Origin of the sequence: Microbacterium sp. F2E (genome assembly GCF_020905435.1) — a bacterium.
Lineage (GTDB): Bacteria > Actinomycetota > Actinomycetes > Actinomycetales > Microbacteriaceae > Microbacterium > Microbacterium lacticum.
Window position 1 is genome coordinate 67721 of record NZ_JAJJIB010000011.1, and the last position, 16431, is coordinate 84151.

Sequence of the window (16431 nt, forward strand, 5' to 3'; positions counted from 1 at the left end):
CCCACCTTCACCGCACCGGGGGCCTTAGCTCAGTTGGTAGAGCGCCTGCTTTGCAAGCAGGATGTCAGGAGTTCGAATCTCCTAGGCTCCACCCAAAGTGTCTTACGGGAACACGCGACATCGGAAGATGGCGAGTGTTCCCGTTTGGTCTTCTTGCTTCCGATTGCGGCGTTCGTCTGGGTGACGATGGTGGCGAACGGCTCTGCGAGGCGTGGGCGCAGCTGCTCGTCGTCGGTGATCTCCAGTCGCGTGTAGAACGCTTGGTTCGCGAGCCTGCGGTTCCCGTCGTCGGAGTTTGCGTAGGTGTGTTGAGCGTCCGCCAGCAGTCGGAGGCTGTCGTGGAGGAATGCTCGCGCCTCGGAGTGGTGCTCGTCATGCTGGGCGAGGCGCTGCTCGATGTCGGCGAGGCCCGCTCGGATGCGATCTTGGTGCCGCTTCAAGGTCGGCAGATCGATGGCGTCTGCGAAGTGCGCGGCCAGCAGCTTGTCGCTCTCGGCTTCAAGCCGTGCCCTGCTACCGGTGAGGTCGGCGAACTCCTGATCCCGCCCCGCACTCTGCTCATCGAACGCAGCATCCACTTCGGCAGCGAGGTGACGGTAGTCGTCCTCGCTGATCGTGATGTCGCGGTAGGAGTCCTCGACCAGCCGTTCGGCAACCTGGACGGGCACGGCGCGGCGGGTGCAGGTCGTCTTCTTCGCGGCCCTCCCGGAGCAGACGAAGTAGGCGTACGTCGTGCCGCGCGGGTTGGTCGCAAAGTCCAACAGCATCCGCGACCCACACGACCCGCAATGCAGCAGCCCTTTCAAGTGGTGCGCGTGCTGGACGTGCCGCGTCATCCGCGCGTTGCGCGCCTTCAGCAGCGATTGCACCTGATCGAACAGCGCGGGCTCGATCAGTGGCCCGTGCGCACCCGGGTGCAGCGCTCCCTTGTAGCGGATCACGCCCGCGTAGTACGGGTTCGTGAGCAGCTTGTAGAGCGTGTTCTTCCCCAACGGTTTGGACGGTCGCTTCGGCGACGGCACCGTCGTCAATCCCCGCGCGGTGAGGTCACGCAACAGCCCGGTGACGGAGGTCTCGCCCTTGGCGTAGGTCTCGAACGCCCACCGGATCAACGGGGCACGCTCGGGATCAACCTCGACCGTGCGAATCTCCCGGCCCTGCTCGTCGGTGCGGCGGACGTTGAGGTAGCCGACCGGGGCACGCATCGGAGTGCCGCCCTGAGAGAGCTTCTGAGTCAGACCCTTGGTGACTTCGGTGGCGAGGTTGCGGCTGTAGAACTCCGCGATGGACGACATGATGCCATGCACTAGCATCCCCGACGGCGTCTGGTCGATCGACTCGGTAGCCGACACGAGCGTCACCCCAGCAGATAGCAGTGCTTGGTGGATTGCCACGTCGTCGGCACGGTTGCGGGCGAGCCGGTCGAGCTTGTGAACGATGCAGAAGGTCACGCGGGTTGCGGTGATGAACGCCAGCATCTCCTTGAGCCCGTCACGGTCTGCCGACCGCGCGGATTCTCCGGCGTCGATGAACTCGCGCACGACCCGCGCACCCAGCTCGTCGGCCTTCCGGGCATTGGCCTCGCGCTGCGCGGGGATGGAGAACCCTTCCTCGGTGCCGCCGCGCTCGGCCTGCTCACGGGTGGAGACGCGCAGGTAGGACACTGCGAGCAGCACGGGCGTGGCGGAAGCGGCACCCAGCGGTGAGGAGTTGATGGTGGTAGCGGTGCTCATTGTGGGCCTCCTTGCGGGAGTGATGCTTGGTCTCGATTCTCTCGCGCACCCCTGACAAACCGAAGGGCTGGAGGTGCCTCGAAGAACTCGTCGGGCAGCCGGAGCCCGTAGGGGTCGGGCTCGCCAGCGACCCAGGCGCGGTGCCGCGCCTCTGCGATGCCGAGTACCCACTCGATGAGCTTGCCCAGGTCAGGCTCATCCCGCCGCGTCACCCGCAGCCTCAGATTTCTCGTCTCGTCAGCCATGACAGACAGGTGCACGCTCGCCCGCACGATGCACGAAACTCTGCTTCAAGATCGTTCCTCACCGAGACAACACGCGTCTTGTACATCGAGGATTCGCCACTTACGTCGGTGACGAAACCGACGTACCGTAGAACATGGCTCTCAAACGCTACGACCCCGACGAGGCGGAGTTCGATGCCCGCTACCAGCGATGGCTTGCCGCCCTCGAATCCGGCGACGAAGCCGAACTCGTCGAAGCAACGGCGGCGATCCCCACCCTGAACAGCCGAGTGCTCGACAGGTTCTTCGCTGTCGGGAGCGACGAGCTCGGCAGGCCTGGGAAGCGGGCGATGGAGCAGCGTCTGATCGTCCTCCTGAGCGAGCTTCGCCCACACGAAGCCGCCCGCATCCGCGAACTACACAAGGCCAGGCAACGGCGTCTCGACCGCACGGCCCGCATCGGCCGCACCGTGGAGCTGCCGACGAAGTGCGCGCGCTGCGGCGGCAAGCTCAAGGATGTGAAGCCGACGGGCAGGCCGCGTATCTATTGCTCGCCGGCTTGCCGCAAGGCCGCGTACGAAGACCGCCGAGCCCACCGTGACGGTGCGGTGCAGGTTCAGGTCGTGGAGCGCGTCGTCACCGAGGTCAGAGAGCGACGTATCGATGTGCCCCACCCGCGAAGCGAGTGCATCCGCCAGGTCTTCGCCAACGACGACGCGCTCGTGAACGTGATCTGGGCACTCATCGAAGCCGTCCGAGGCGGCCAAGACCCCGCCTTCAGCCCCGACCAGCCGAGGTTCTGGGACCTCTACAACAACACCGAAGTTCTCCACGAGGCCCTGGTCAAACGCGCCGCGAGCCACGAGATGCCAGAACTTGCCGAGGCAGCTGAGGAGATCCCCGTTGTGGCGACCAGCGTCCAACGCAACATGCAACGCTTCACCCACAAGCCGTCGCCTGGCGAGGTGGCCGACGATGGGCGCGACCTGCGGTTCCCTCCCTGAGCCTGAGAGAATGTCAGAGGTGGCGTCTAGCGTCATCCTCTGGGGAGTGAAGCTGTCTGAACCGGTTTTGGGTTCGTGTGCTCACGACCCGCTGTTCGCCCACCGGAAGCTCGACTCGAAGGACACGCGTTGCCGCAGGACTCCATCAACCACGCTCGGATCGTCGCTCTCATCTGGGGTATCGCCGACGACGTGTTGCGTGACCTCTACGTGCGGGGCAAGTACCGTGACGTGATCCTCCCGTTCACTGTGCTGCGGCGCCTCGACAGCGTGCTTGAACCCACGCGCGAGGCAGTGACGGCGATGAAGAAGACCCTTGATAGCGCGGGGATCACGAATCAGGACGGCCCGCTGCGTGACGCTGCGAAGCAAGACTTCTACAACACCTCGGGCTTCACCCTGCGCGACCTTCGTAGCATCGCGAACGCAACTCGGTTGCGTCAGAACTTCGAGGCCTACCTCGACGGGTTCTCGCCGAACGTGCAGGAGATCATCGACAACTTCGAGTTCCGCAACCAGCTCACGCGCCTCACCAAAGCCGACGCACTTGGCGCGTTGATCGAGAAGTTCCTCTCACCTGACCTCGACCTGTCACCTGCGGGGCTCGACAACCATGGCATGGGTACGGTCTTCGAAGAGCTGGTGCGGCGCTTCAACGAAGAGAACAACGAAGAGGCCGGTGAACACTGGACACCGCGTGACGCGGTGCGGCTGATGACCCGCCTCATGTTCGAGCCAATCGCAGACAAGATTCCGTCGGGCACGTACCGCCTGTACGACGGAGCGATGGGCACTGGCGGCATGCTCACCGTCGCCGAGGAGACCCTCAAGCAGCTCACTGCACCCGCGGGCAAACAGGTCTCCACGCACCTCTACGGCCAGGAGATCAACGCCGAGACCTACGCCATCGCGAAGGCCGACCTCATCCTCAAGGGAGACGGCCAGGCAGCCGACAACATCATCGGCGGCCCGGAGTACTCGACGCTCTCGAACGATGCGTTCGCCGGTCAAGAGTTCGACTTCATGCTCTCCAACCCGCCCTACGGCAAGAGCTGGAAGACCGACCAAGACCGGCTCGGCGGAGCGAAGAAAATCATCGATCCCCGCTTCATCGTCACCCACGACGGTGACTCCGACTACTCGCTGGTCACCAGATCGAGTGATGGTCAGCTCATGTTCCTGGCGAACCTGATCTCGAAGATGAAGCAGGGCACCGCTCTCGGCTCACGCATCGCATCCGTACATAACGGTTCCTCCCTGTTCACCGGCGACGCCGGGCAGGGTGAGAGCAACTTCCGCCGCTGGATCATCGAGAACGACTGGCTCGAAGCGATCGTCGCCCTGCCGCTGAAGATGTTCTACAACACCGGCATCGCCACGTACGTGTGGGTGATCACCAACCGCAAAGAAGAGCGCCGCAAGGGCAAAGTGCAGCTCATCGACGCCACCGAATGGTTCACCCCGCTGCGCAAGAACCTCGGCGAGAAGAGCGTCGAGATCAGCACGGCCGATGCAGACCGCATCCTTGCCACGTTCCAAGCCTTCGACCAGACGAACGACCCCGACCACTCCAAAGTGTTTGACGACGCAGACTTCGGCTACTCGAAAATCACCGTCGAACGCCCACTGCGCATCGTCGGCATCGATCCTGAGCGAGCCTACAAGACTGCCGAGATCAAGAAGCTCAAGGAAGAGGGCGTTCGTGACGAGTCCGCGCCGCCAGTCATCAAGAAGGTGCTGCCGTTCGCGGCGAAGCCAAACCCGCTCTGCGGGTACTACGAGGCGGTGATCGACGGACGCACCCGTGTGGTCGAGTACGAACCCGATACCGAGTTGCGCGACACCGAACAAGTGCCGCTCACCGAACCCACAGGCGAGTGGTCTAGTGGCATCGAAGCCTTCTTCCGTCGCGAGGTGCTGCCCTACGCCCCGGACGCCTGGATCGACGAGTCCAAGACCAAGATCGGCTACGAAATCTCCTTCACCCGCCACTTCTACAAGCCCGCGCCGATGCGCACCCTCGCCGAGATTCAGGCGGACATCCGCGCGCTCGAAGCTGAAACTGACAACCTCATTGCCGAGATCGCGGGGAAACAAGCATGACTGACATCGACCGCAATATCGATGGCGTCGCGAAGACAGTGGCTGAGGTACTTGAAAAGAAGAAGTACTCGATCGACTACTACCAGCGCGAATACAAGTGGGAGGCGAAGCAGATCGCCGAGCTTGTCTCTGACCTGACTGCGAAGTTTCTCGCCCTGTACGAACCTGATCATGCTCGCAAGGACGTTGCCAAGTACGCCGGCTACTACCTGGGATCCATCATCATCTCGCAGAAGGGCAGCCAACCGTTCGTGGTGGATGGACAGCAGCGCCTCACGAGCCTGACCCTGTTTCTGACCTACTTGCGTAGGCTCCAGGAAGGTCGGGGCGAGATCGTCAACATCGACGAACTGATCTACTCCGAGAAGTTCGGAGAGAAGTCCTTTAACCTCGACGTACCTGACCGTAACGACTGCATGGAGGCGCTGTTCGAGTCAGGCCAGTACGAGCCGCCTGCCGACGCTACAGAGTCCGTCCATACCCTCGTAGCAAGATACTCAGAACTGGATGGGCTCTTCCCGGAAGAGCTGAAATCAGACGCGCTGCCCTACTTCATCGACTGGCTGAAGGATCGCGTCCAGCTGGTGCAGATCACCGCGTACAGCGACGTCGACGCGTACGCCATTTTCGAGACGATGAACGACCGCGGCCTCAAGCTCACCCCGGCCGACATGCTCAAAGGGTTTCTGCTCGCGAACATGGAAGAAGGCGAGCCGCGCACCAGCGCCAACGATCTATGGCGCAAACGCCTCCGTGGCTTGGACGAGCGTGAAGAGGACGCAAGCTCTGACTTCCTCAAGACATGGCTCCGCAGCCAGTACGCCACCAAGATTCGTGAACGCAAGAGGGGTGCGAGGCCAGAAGACTGGGACCGGATCGGCACCGAGTTCCACCGCTGGCTGCGCGGCGCGCGCCACCAGGTTGGATTGAACTCCCGCGAGGACTTCTACCAGTTTGTCGCTCGGGATCTCGAGTTCTACGGCCATCAGTATGCGCGAGTCCTGGATACATCAACCGGAACATTCCAGTCGGACGGTCCACTGCGTTTCGTCCGCTTCAATGCCGACCAGGGATTCACCCTGCAGAACCAGCTCTTGCTGGCGCCTCTCCGAGTCGATGACAATGCGGCGACGATTGACACGAAGCTGGAACTGGTGGGTCGATACGCCGACATCATGTTGGCTTGGCGCATCTGGAACTACCGTTCAACCGCGTACTCGACGATGCAGTACGCGATGTTCAACATAATGCGTGACATCCGCGGTGTGGATGTAGAGCGGCTCGCCACGACTCTTCGGGATTCTCTGCTGAGGAACGACGAGACCTTCGACTCCAACAACGAGCTCGCCGTACATCAGCAGAACCGCGGTCAGCTCCACAAGCTTCTCGCTCGGATCACAGACCACATCACAGTCGGTTCTGGCCAGGCATCGAGCTACATCGAGCTGACCAATGGGGCGAATGTGAAATACGAGGTCGAACACATCTGGGCCGACCACGCAGACCAGCACGCCGACGAGTTTGCGCATGAAGCTGACTTCGCGCGTCATCGCAACCGCATCGGTGGCCTGCTCCTGCTCCCCAAACAGTTCAACGCCAGCTACAACGACGATCCGTACGAGTCGAAACTCCCGCACTACTTCAAGGAGAACCTTCTCGCCGCAAGCCTTCACCCGCTCAGCTACGAGAAGAACCCTGGCTTCCTCACCTTCATCAAGCAGACAGACCTCCAGTTCAAGCCCTATGCCGAGTTCAAGGCAGCCGACCTTGTGGAACGCGGCAACCTCTACCGCGACATCGCCAAGCAAATCTGGAACCCCGACGAGCTCCTTCGAGTAGCTGAGACTGCGGGCGAGCGCCGATGATGTTTCGGGATCTACCGCGGTATGCAGCCACGAAACCGAATGCTTTCTGGCAAACAGATGTGCCCGCAGCATGGCAAGAAGTCCCTGGTCTCGCGGTTGTCAGCGAGAACCAGAATAAGAACGGGGGCCTCACCGAGACGCAAGTTCTCTCTTTGAGCTTCGGGAAAGTCGTGGTTAAGCCGGTTGAGTTGCAACGGGGTCTTGTGCCTGAGTCATACGAGAACTACCAGATCCTTGACCCGGGAGACATCGTCATACGTCCGACCGATCTGCAGAACGATCAGCGCTCGATCCGCGTAGGGCTGGTGCGTGAGCGCGGTATCATCACCTCTGCATACATCGGGCTGCGTGCAACGGGCGATTGGGAATCCGAGTATACGTACCTCTATCTGTCGGTCGTGGACTCCAGTAAGCGCATCTATGGCATGGGTAGCGGGCTCCGCCAGCAACTCGGATGGGCCGACATCAAGCGGATGCCGTGCTTGGTGCCGTCGAGAGAGGAGCAGGCGGCGATCGTGAAGTACCTCGCCCACGCGAACGCCCGCATCGACAGAGCCATCACCGCCAAACGCCGTCTCATCGCCTTCCTCGAAGAGCAAAAGCTTGCGACTGTAGATGGTGCCGTACTGGCGGGTTGGCCATGCATCCCAATCAAGAGGGCTCTGCAATCGATGACAGCGGGTATCTGGGGGGCGAGCCCTGAAGAATCGAATGACCCTGCGAGGTGGTGTGTTCGAGTGGCGGACTTTGACTATCCTGCCGCGGGCGTGATGGATTCCCCTAAGACACATCGAGCAATCGCGGATCGGGAATTTTCGCCCCGATCACTCATCCGCGGAGATCTTCTGCTGGAAGGCTCCGGCGGAGGAGACAAAACGCCCGTCGGGCGGGTGGTGATCTTCGATCACGATGAGGACGCCGTATGTTCGAACTTCCTGCAACGACTGAGACCAGCTGACAACGTCGACCCCAAGTTTCTCGCCCTGATGCTCAGACGTCTTCATGCGAGTGGTGAAGTGCGCAAATACATCAAACAGACAACCGGCATCCAGAACCTGGATCTCGGTGCGTATCTCTCGCGTGAGATTCCGATGCCGCCCCTCATGGATCAGCAGCGAGCGGCGTCCGCTGTGGAGGCAGAGCTTCACGAAATCGACACCGTTGTATCACGCGTGCAACAGGAAATCGCGCTCCTGCGAGAGTTCCGCACTCGGCTGGTTGCCGATGTGGTGATGGGTCAGGTCGACGTACGTGCGGTGGCGGCGATGCTGCCCGATGCTCCTGAGCCGGTCGATGACCTGGCGGCTGATTCTAATGACGATGTCGCCGACGCGCTTGTTGAAGTCGACGGGTAGGACATACGGGCGCTGCACCCACCGGCGGGCACGTCTAGTCAGAGTGCAAATCAGAGTGCGAACTTATCACTCTAGAGTGCGAAGTGTCGCACTCTGGTCGTAGGCTTGGCGCATGACGTGGAACGCCGATTCGATGAGTGCGCTGGTGCAGGACTTGCGCGCGCATCGGGGTGACTTCACTGACCTTGAAGTGAAGCGTGGTTCGGCTGGTGTGCCTGATCTTGCGGCGACGCTGTGCGCGTTCGGGAACATGCCTAACGGCGGCACGATCGTTGTCGGGCTCGATGAGGCCCGCGGGTTTGAACCGGTCGGTGTTGCTGACCCTGCCGCGATGTCGCAGGCGATCGCCTCCCAAGCCCGATCCGCCGTCGATCCGCCTGTGGCCGTTTCATTCGAGGTGGTGCACCTCGAGGAGAAACCTCTTGTGGTTGCGACTGTTGCGGGAGTACCCGCGAGCCAGCGACCGTGCCGAACGGCGGGGCGGGCGTACTTGCGGCAGGCGGATGGCGACTACGCGGTGAGTGCCGCTGAGGAGCAACAGATGCTCGCAATGCGCGACAGGCCACGCTTTGACGCCACCCTCATTGAAGGCACCACGGTCGGTGACCTCGACGGGCGGTTGATGCGTGCCTTCACCGCATCTGCGCGGCAGGCGTCGCGACGCCTCGGCAACGTCGACGACGCCACCGTGTTGCGCCGCAAGGGCGTGATCGACCACAAGAGCGATCAGCTCACGATCGCCGGGCTCTACGCGCTTGGGGAGTACCCGCAGCAGTTCGCGCCGAGTTTTTCCGTGACCGCCGCGGTCGTGACCGAGCCGGGCTCACCGAACCGGTTGATCGACCTCGCGCACTTCGATGGTCCGATCCCAGATTTGCTGGATGCGAGCCTGGACTGGCTGCAGCGGAACATGCACAGTGGCATTCAGGTGCGCGCTGATGGCCACAACGTCAACCGGCCGGAGTTTCCTGCGGGTGCCCTCCGGGAGTTCATCGCGAATGCGCTGGTCCACCGTGACCTCAGCCCGCACACGCAGTCGAAGCAGGTGGAGATTCGGCTGCTGCCCGATCGTCTGGTGATCGCAAGCCCCGGTGGGCTCTGGGGCGTCAGCCGCGAGCAGCTCGGCGTGCCTGGAGCGAAGTCTGCGGTCAACGAGTACCTGTATGAAATCTGCCGCCACCTGAGTACGACGAGCGGTACACGTGTGATCGAAGGCGAGGGCGGCGGCATCCGTGAGGCCGAGCGGGAGCTGCGCGAGTGGCAGATCGACCCGCCGATCTTCATCGACCGGGCGGTGTCGTTCACGGTCATTCTGATGCGCCCGAACATGACGGCCCGCGCGGACGCGCCGCCTGACAAACTGGCGCCAGCCGCTGCTGACCCGCAGGAGCGGATCGTCGCAGTGCTGCGGCAGGGCGCAATGGATCGAAACGGGATCATCGCAGCAACGGGTCTCACGCGCTCTCAGGTGCGGTACGCCCTGGACAAACTCGTCAAGAACGGCAGGGTTGCCATGGTCGGCCGTTGGGGTGACCGGAACACCCGCTACGCGATAGAAGAGAAAGGCTGAGCATGCAGCGACTCAACGAAGCGAGCCTGGAAGAACTCATCGTCGCGCAGATGGCCGATGGCGGCTGGACCGAGGGTGCTGCAGCCGACTTCGATGCAGCTTACGCGCTCGATCTCGATCACCTGACTGCGTTCATCGAGGAGACGCAGCCGAATGCTGCGAAGGCGTTGTCGCTTGCCGAGTCGTCCCCCGCGAGTCACAAGTTCCTGGCGCGGGTGCAGGGTGAGATCACCAAACGTGGCATCGTGCACCTGTTGCGCAATGGCGTCGACCACCTCGGACAGCACATCGACCTGTATTATCCGACACCGACGGAGGGTAACGCGAGGGCTGCCGAGTTGTTCGCGAAGAACCGCTTCGTCATCACCCGCCAGGTGCATCACAGCCCAAGCAACCGCGGCGACGCCATTGATCTCGTGGCGTTTGTGAACGGGCTTCCCGTGTTCACGTTCGAGTTGAAGAACAATATCACCAAGCAGACCGTCGACGACGCAGTGCAGCAGTACCAGCGCGACCGCGACCCTCGCGAGCTGCTGTTCGCGTTCGGGCGCACGATCGCGCACTTCGCGCTCGATGATCAGCGAGTCCGGTTCACCACGCACCTGAAGGGCAGCTCGTCGTGGTTCCTGCCGTTTGACCAAGGCTTCAATGACGGGGCGGGTAACCCACCGAACCCCGACGGCGTGATGACTGACTACCTCTGGCGGCGCATCCTTGCCCCACAGAGCCTCGCGGGAATCATCGAGAACTACGCACAGATCGTCACCGAGAAGACCCCAGCTACGGGCAAGAAGACCTCGAAGGCGATCTTCCCCCGCTTCCATCAACTCGACGTCGTGCGTCGCCTGCTCGCAGATGTGGAAGCGAACGGCGCCGGCAGGCGGTATCTCATTCAGCACTCCGCGGGCAGCGGCAAGTCCAACTCAATCGCCTGGCTCGTTCATCAGCTCGCCGAGGCCACCCACCAGCGTCGCGTCGCGTTCGATTCGATCATCGTCGTCACCGACCGGGTGATCCTCGATGACCAGCTCTCTCAGACGATCAAGTCGTTCCTGCAGGTCGGCTCAACGGTCGTCCACGCCGACCGTTCCGGTGATCTTCGTCGCGCGATTGAAACGGGCAAGAAGATCATCGTCACCACGGTGCAGAAGTTCCCCTACATCCTCGACGACATCGGATTGGAGCATCAGGGACGCAGTTTCGCGATCGTGATCGACGAAGCTCACTCCTCCCAGGGCTCCAAGACCTCGGCGGCAGTCTCCCGTGCGCTCGGCGGCGCAGCGGATACCGACGAGGATGAGAGCGTTGAGGATCAGATCAACCGGATCATCGAAGCGAAGAAGCTCCTGCCGAACGCGAGCTACTTTGCGTTCACCGCGACACCGAAGAACAAGACGCTGGAGATGTTCGGCGAGCCCGTCGCGAACCCCGACGGTACGGTCGGACACCGGCCGTTCCATTCCTACACAATGAAGCAGGCCATCCAGGAGGGCTTCATCGTCGACGTGCTCGCGAACTACACCCCAGTCGGCAGCTATTACAAGCTGATGAAGACCGTCGAAGACGACCCCGAGTTCGACGTGCGACGTGCATCAAAGAAGCTCCGAGCCTACGTCGAGGGCAATGAGCATGCGATCGCGCAGAAGGCCGACATCATGGTGGATCACTTCCTCACCCAGGTGATCGGCAAGCAGAAGATTGCAGGGCAGGCCCGCGCGATGATCGTGACCTCGTCTATCCCGAGGTGCATTGAATACTTCCACGCCGTGAGCGAGGCGCTGGTAGCCCGCAAGAGCCCGTACAGAGCGATTGTCGCGTTCTCTGGCGAGCACGACTACAAGGGCATGCAGGTCACCGAAGCCAGCCTCAACGGGTTCCCCTCCCGGGTGATCGCCGAGCACGTGAAGAGCGACCCGTACCGGATTCTCGTCGTCGCCAACAAGTTCCAGACCGGGTACGACGAGCCGCTGCTGCACACGATGTACGTCGACAAACCCCTCTCGGGCGTGCTCGCCGTGCAGACGCTCTCCCGCCTCAACCGTGCGCACCCGGCCAAGCACGAGACGTTCGTGCTCGACTTCGCCAACGACGCAGACGACATCCAAAGGGCTTTCGATCCCTACTACCGCACGACCGTTCTCGCCGAAGAGACCGACGCAAACAAGCTCCACGACCTGGTGAACGACCTCGACGCGTTCGGCATCTACACGCCGGAGCACGTGGACGAGTTCGTCGAACGGTACCTGCGCGGCGAGCCACGCGACCGGCTCGACCCACTGCTTGACGTGTGTGTCGCCGAGTACGTCGAGCTGCCCGACGAGGACGACCAGGTGAAGTTCAAAGGCGACGCGAAGGCTTTCCTGCGCACTTACAACTTCCTGTCGACCGTGCTGCCCTACGGCAGCGCCGAGTGGGAAAAACGGTCGATCTTCCTCGACCACCTCGTACCGAAGCTCCCTGCGCCGAAGGAAGAGGACTTCGCAGCCGGAATCCTTGAAAACATCGACCTTGAGTCCTACCGTGCCGAGAAGCTCGCGGCCATGAGAATCGTGCTTGACGACGAGGACGGCGTGCTCGCCCCGATCCCCGCTGCGGGCGGCGGCGCTCACCTCGGCCCGGAGCTGGAGAAGCTCTCTGAGATCGTGAAGAGCTTCAACGCCCACTTCGGCGACATCGAATGGAACGACGCCGACAGGGTCGAACGGTTCATCACCGAGGAAATCCCGAAACTGGTTTCCGAAGACGAGGCGTACCGCAACGCCCAGGCCAACAACGACCCCGCCAACGCCCGCGTCGAAAGTGACCGTGCACTCAGCCAGGTGATGCTGCGGTTGATCGCTGACGACACCCAGCTCTTCAAAGAGTTCCAAGACAACGACAGCTTCAAACGCTGGCTCGCCGATGCCGTCTTCAACGCGACGTACAGGAAGAGCGCATGAGCGCCGGGCCAGCGCGGGAGACTGCGCTCGTCGGTTTGACGCTGCAAGAGTCATCGTCAAGGAGAATCAAGTGAAAGCGCGACGGCTCACCTTCTACCTTCTTCGTCAGGACGTTGCCGAGTTCGAAGACGCACTGGACCCGGAGAAGGCTAACATCGCGGTGGATCTTGATTCGTCTGCGGGAGTTAACGGGCGGTTCTTCTATGTCCAGCCCCGATCGTCCATCCCTTCATGGGTCGGATTCGTTCAGCCTGTGCTCGCGGACCAACTCGGCAGCCTCAGATCCTCTTCAACCTCCGCCCTACTGCTCCTGCGCACCAGTGGGCGCATCTTCGCGCTCACCTTCGGGTACGGTCGGTCGCTTCTCGATCTGTCGAAGATCGAGTACCAGTTCGGTCTGCGGGTGGCACTCAACCGCATCGATCCACGTCAGATTCGAAGTCTGGATACCAAGACCTTCGAGGATCTTGTGGTCTCAACGAACACTCAAGCGAGCAAGAGCGCTGAGCTGCCCACCTTCGGTGTCGACGTATCGCGCGACATCCTGAGAGCAGTCACTGGGGAGCCGCGCGACCAGTCCGTGACGAAAAGAATCGCCGGTGCGGACTCACTTGTGATGGGAGTCAAGGCGCCGGTGACGGAGCTGCCTGCCATCTGCGATGACCTACTTGTCGCGTTCGCAGCCGACGACTACAAGACAGACTTTGGGTGGATCGACCAACTCTCGCTGGTGCGTGACAGCGCAATTGTCGGAGCGCTCAACGATCTGCTCGTGGAGCAGTTGAGGAGCGGGGCGACCGGATCAACGCACCTGGCGATGCCGGAAGCAATCGATTGGGAGGACATCGACGGGTTCAAGATCGCAGGAACACGAAGCCATGTCTATGACGACCTTGACCTCGATGAATACCTCGACCGCATCGGAGACGACCGCGCCACCATCACCGTCGAGAATCTCAAGTCCAGATCCGTGTCGGTGAGGTTCGGACGCTCAGGGAACTTTGACAAGCGCTGGAACCTCTATCAGTGCCTCGTCACTGAGCAGCGGATCAACGACCAACTACACGTTCTCATAGAAGGTCGCTGGTTCGCCGTCAGCACCACCTTGGTCGAGGAGGTCGATGCTTTCGCTGCTGGACTCATCGACGCGACAGTTCAGCTTCCCCCAGCACACGTCGGCGAGGTTGAAGCCGACTACAATGCCCGCCTCGCCCTCAGCTCGCCCGAGCACCTCCTCAAGCTCGATGCACGCATCAAGCGGCCAGGAGGTGCCAGCAGCGGCATCGAGTTCTGCGATGTCCTCTCGGATGATGGCGACTTGATCCATGTGAAGCGCAAGTCCCGTTCCGCAACACTGAGCCACCTCTTTGCCCAAGGCGGAGTGTCCGCCGCAACGTTCGTCAATGACGGCATCTTCCGCACACAGGTCCGCGAACTGATCCAGGCAGAAGTGTCGCAGGAAGCTCTTGAGGCCTGGTTGCGCTTGGTGCCCAGCGCAGGGGAAGCCGTCGATAGATCTCGCTACCGTGTGACCTACGCTGTCATCGCCAACTCCAGTCGTGAAGGGCGAGACTGGCTGCCCTTCTTCAGCAAACTGAATCTGATGCAACAGGGACGACAACTCTCGACGATGGGGTTCACCGTCGCGATCGCGCGGATTCCGATCATCGATCCGGGCCAAAGCGAGAACGAGAAGATCCAAAGTGTCTCATGAACCGCTGAATCTCGATGACGACGGCGAGTGGGCAGGAGAGTGGTGGCTTCCCGACGAGCCCGACCACAAGGTGCCGGGCACTCTCCGGTACACGAGCACTGATGGGCTGACGCTCACGTTGATCGGCACGTTCGAGGACCGCATCAGCACGACGATCTCCCCTGGCGTGGTGGCGTTTCATGAAGGACGCCGAACGTGGGAGGTGATCCATGGTGCTGCCGAGCAGCGAGAAATCACACTCTTTGGCTGCGTCCCGAACGGTGGCAAGCGCACGTACGGTGCACGCGTCAAGACTCCCGACAAACAGACGCTCAGACGGTCAAGGCCGATGGAGTCGAGTTCACTCTTGCGCACCGCCACACCTTGCCGTTCTTCGATCAACGTCGGGGCGGGACTACAGGCCGTGTGCGTGACACGACGTTCTCGCGGGTCGTCCGGGAGACGCCGTTCTCGTGGAGCGAGGCGATGGGCTTCGCTCGGCTGGTTCAGGACTTGATCGCGCTGGCCACGCATCGTGCTGCAGGAGTGATCTGGCTGCGGCTGAAATTGGCGGAGGGCGACACCGAGCCTGAGCCCAGCAGACCGCAACGCGACTGGAACGTCGAGGTGATCTACTCTCCCTCGAAAGTGGGCGATCACGATGCGAAGGTCATCGAGCCGCACCGCGTGTTCTTCACGTGCGAGACGCTTCCGTTCGAGGAGGTCATCCCTCGCTGGTGCGAGGTGCACGAGCGGCTGCAATCAGCGCTGAACATGATTCTTGGGCTCCGCTACGCGCCCGCCCAGTACATCGAGAACAACCTGCTGACGGCGGTCGGAGCGGCTGAGGTACTACACCGCGGTCTCGGCATAGACGAGCCACCAATGCCGCGTGAAGAGTTCAACCCGATGCGCGAAGCGATGTTGGCGCACGTGCCTGAGGAGCATCGTGAGCGCATCAAGGGCTCCCTCCGCAACGATCCCACGCTACGAGAACGGTTGTGCGCCCTTGCTGCGCGGCCAGATCAGGAGTCGATGTCCATGCTCGTGCCGGATATTAACCGATGGGCACGACGAACGACACGAGCGCGCAACGACCTGGCCCATGAAGGGCGAACCCCGAATCACACTTTCGAGGAGTTAATCGCCATCGTGGACGTCACCACTGCGGTGGTGATATTGAACCTGCTGCACGAGGTCGGACTATCCGCGGAGCGGCAGCGAGAGATCGTCAAGGAGCACCCGCAGTTGCGTGCGACGGCTCGACAAGCGAGTAGGCATCTATGCGCTCTCAAGGATCAATGTTGACCTCGCCGACGATACGAAATTGAGGCTCGTCGCGCATGTCAAACGATGTCGCTTGCCACATCAACAGGCGGTCGATTCATCTTTCATCACGACCTCCGCGTCTTCGCCCACACCGTACCCCGGTGAATTCCGTACCGGCGCGCCAGCGCTTTCACGCTCACGCCCTGCGTGTTAAGACGGGGCTTCGGGTAGCGCGGATGTAACGATCTGGTAGCACGCGCGCGGGGACACGGTAGCGCTCTGATGGTGGGTTCGAGGATGGTTCTCGCCGCGGCCAAGGGCTGGTCGCTGGTGGAGAGGAGCGTCGGCGATGACGGACTACCGGTTTGTGATGGGCCTGCTGTTGCAGGGGTATGCGTATAGGCAGATCGAGGCGATGGCGGGGTGCTCGCATCGCGCGATCGCCAGGGCCCGGCGGGTGCTCGATGAGGAGGGGTTCACGACGCGGGAGCAGGTCGACGGGCTGTCGTTGGAGGACATCGGTCGGCTGTTCACCGATGGTCGCAAGAGTGTGGTCGAGGAGTTCGTCCCGGTCGATATCGGGCTCTGCGCATTCTGGGTGGGGTGAGGCGCTCGGGCGTGGCGTGACGGGGTGAGGTGGGTCGAGGCCCGGAGGATCGGTAGCGACCAAGCAACC

Annotated in this window: 9 protein-coding genes, 1 tRNA gene and 2 pseudogenes; 11 read left to right on the forward strand and 1 reads right to left on the reverse strand. The window is 61.9% G+C overall.

What is annotated here, in order from left to right; all coding sequences use genetic code 11:
• Nucleotides 1-18 precede the first annotated feature (18 nt).
• Nucleotides 19-91 (forward strand) — tRNA-Ala (locus LOK55_RS09905).
• A gap of 595 nt (nucleotides 92-686) precedes the next feature.
• Here LOK55_RS09905 and LOK55_RS09910 read toward each other — a convergent pair.
• Nucleotides 687-1733: pseudogene (locus tag LOK55_RS09910) on the reverse strand (recombinase family protein); the annotation flags it as partial.
• 379 nt (nucleotides 1734-2112) lie between these two features.
• Here LOK55_RS09910 and LOK55_RS09915 point away from each other — a divergent pair.
• From LOK55_RS09915 to LOK55_RS09955, 10 genes and pseudogenes are all read left to right on the forward strand, one after another.
• Nucleotides 2113-2961: a hypothetical protein gene (locus tag LOK55_RS09915; protein WP_229935246.1), complete on the forward strand. Its 849-nt coding sequence runs from the start codon at nucleotides 2113-2115 to the stop codon at nucleotides 2959-2961.
• A gap of 129 nt (nucleotides 2962-3090) precedes the next feature.
• A complete protein-coding gene (locus LOK55_RS09920) occupies nucleotides 3091-5064 on the forward strand; it encodes a class I SAM-dependent DNA methyltransferase (RefSeq protein ID WP_229935247.1) in 1974 nt (657 codons plus the stop codon).
• Nucleotides 5061-6929, forward strand: a complete 1869-nt coding sequence (locus LOK55_RS09925; protein WP_229935248.1) for a DUF262 domain-containing protein — start codon at nucleotides 5061-5063, stop codon at nucleotides 6927-6929. Before LOK55_RS09920 ends, LOK55_RS09925 begins: the two co-directional genes overlap by 4 nt.
• A 59-nt stretch (nucleotides 6930-6988) precedes the next feature.
• Complete coding sequence (locus LOK55_RS14275; RefSeq protein ID WP_229935249.1) at nucleotides 6989-8284, forward strand: restriction endonuclease subunit S; 1296 nt, start codon at nucleotides 6989-6991, stop codon at nucleotides 8282-8284.
• Between the two features lie 112 nt (nucleotides 8285-8396).
• Nucleotides 8397-9854: an ATP-binding protein gene (locus LOK55_RS09935; protein ID WP_229935250.1), complete on the forward strand. Its 1458-nt coding sequence runs from the start codon at nucleotides 8397-8399 to the stop codon at nucleotides 9852-9854.
• Nucleotides 9855-9856: 2 nt separating this feature from the next.
• Complete coding sequence (locus LOK55_RS09940; RefSeq protein ID WP_229935251.1) at nucleotides 9857-12793, forward strand: type I restriction endonuclease subunit R; 2937 nt, start codon at nucleotides 9857-9859, stop codon at nucleotides 12791-12793.
• Nucleotides 12794-12863: 70 nt separating this feature from the next.
• The gene (locus tag LOK55_RS09945; protein ID WP_229935252.1) at nucleotides 12864-14507 is read left to right on the forward strand and encodes a DUF6119 family protein; all 1644 of its coding nucleotides are present in this window, start codon (nucleotides 12864-12866) and stop codon (nucleotides 14505-14507) included.
• A gap of 70 nt (nucleotides 14508-14577) precedes the next feature.
• A pseudogene (locus LOK55_RS14415) lies at nucleotides 14578-14733 on the forward strand (hypothetical protein); the annotation flags it as partial.
• Nucleotides 14703-15794, forward strand: a complete 1092-nt coding sequence (locus tag LOK55_RS09950; RefSeq protein WP_374107646.1) for a HEPN domain-containing protein — start codon at nucleotides 14703-14705, stop codon at nucleotides 15792-15794. The pseudogene LOK55_RS14415 and the gene LOK55_RS09950, both read left to right, overlap by 31 nt.
• 310 nt (nucleotides 15795-16104) lie before the next feature.
• A complete protein-coding gene (locus tag LOK55_RS09955; RefSeq protein WP_229935254.1) occupies nucleotides 16105-16362 on the forward strand; it encodes a hypothetical protein in 258 nt (85 codons plus the stop codon).
• Nucleotides 16363-16431 lie beyond the last annotated feature (69 nt).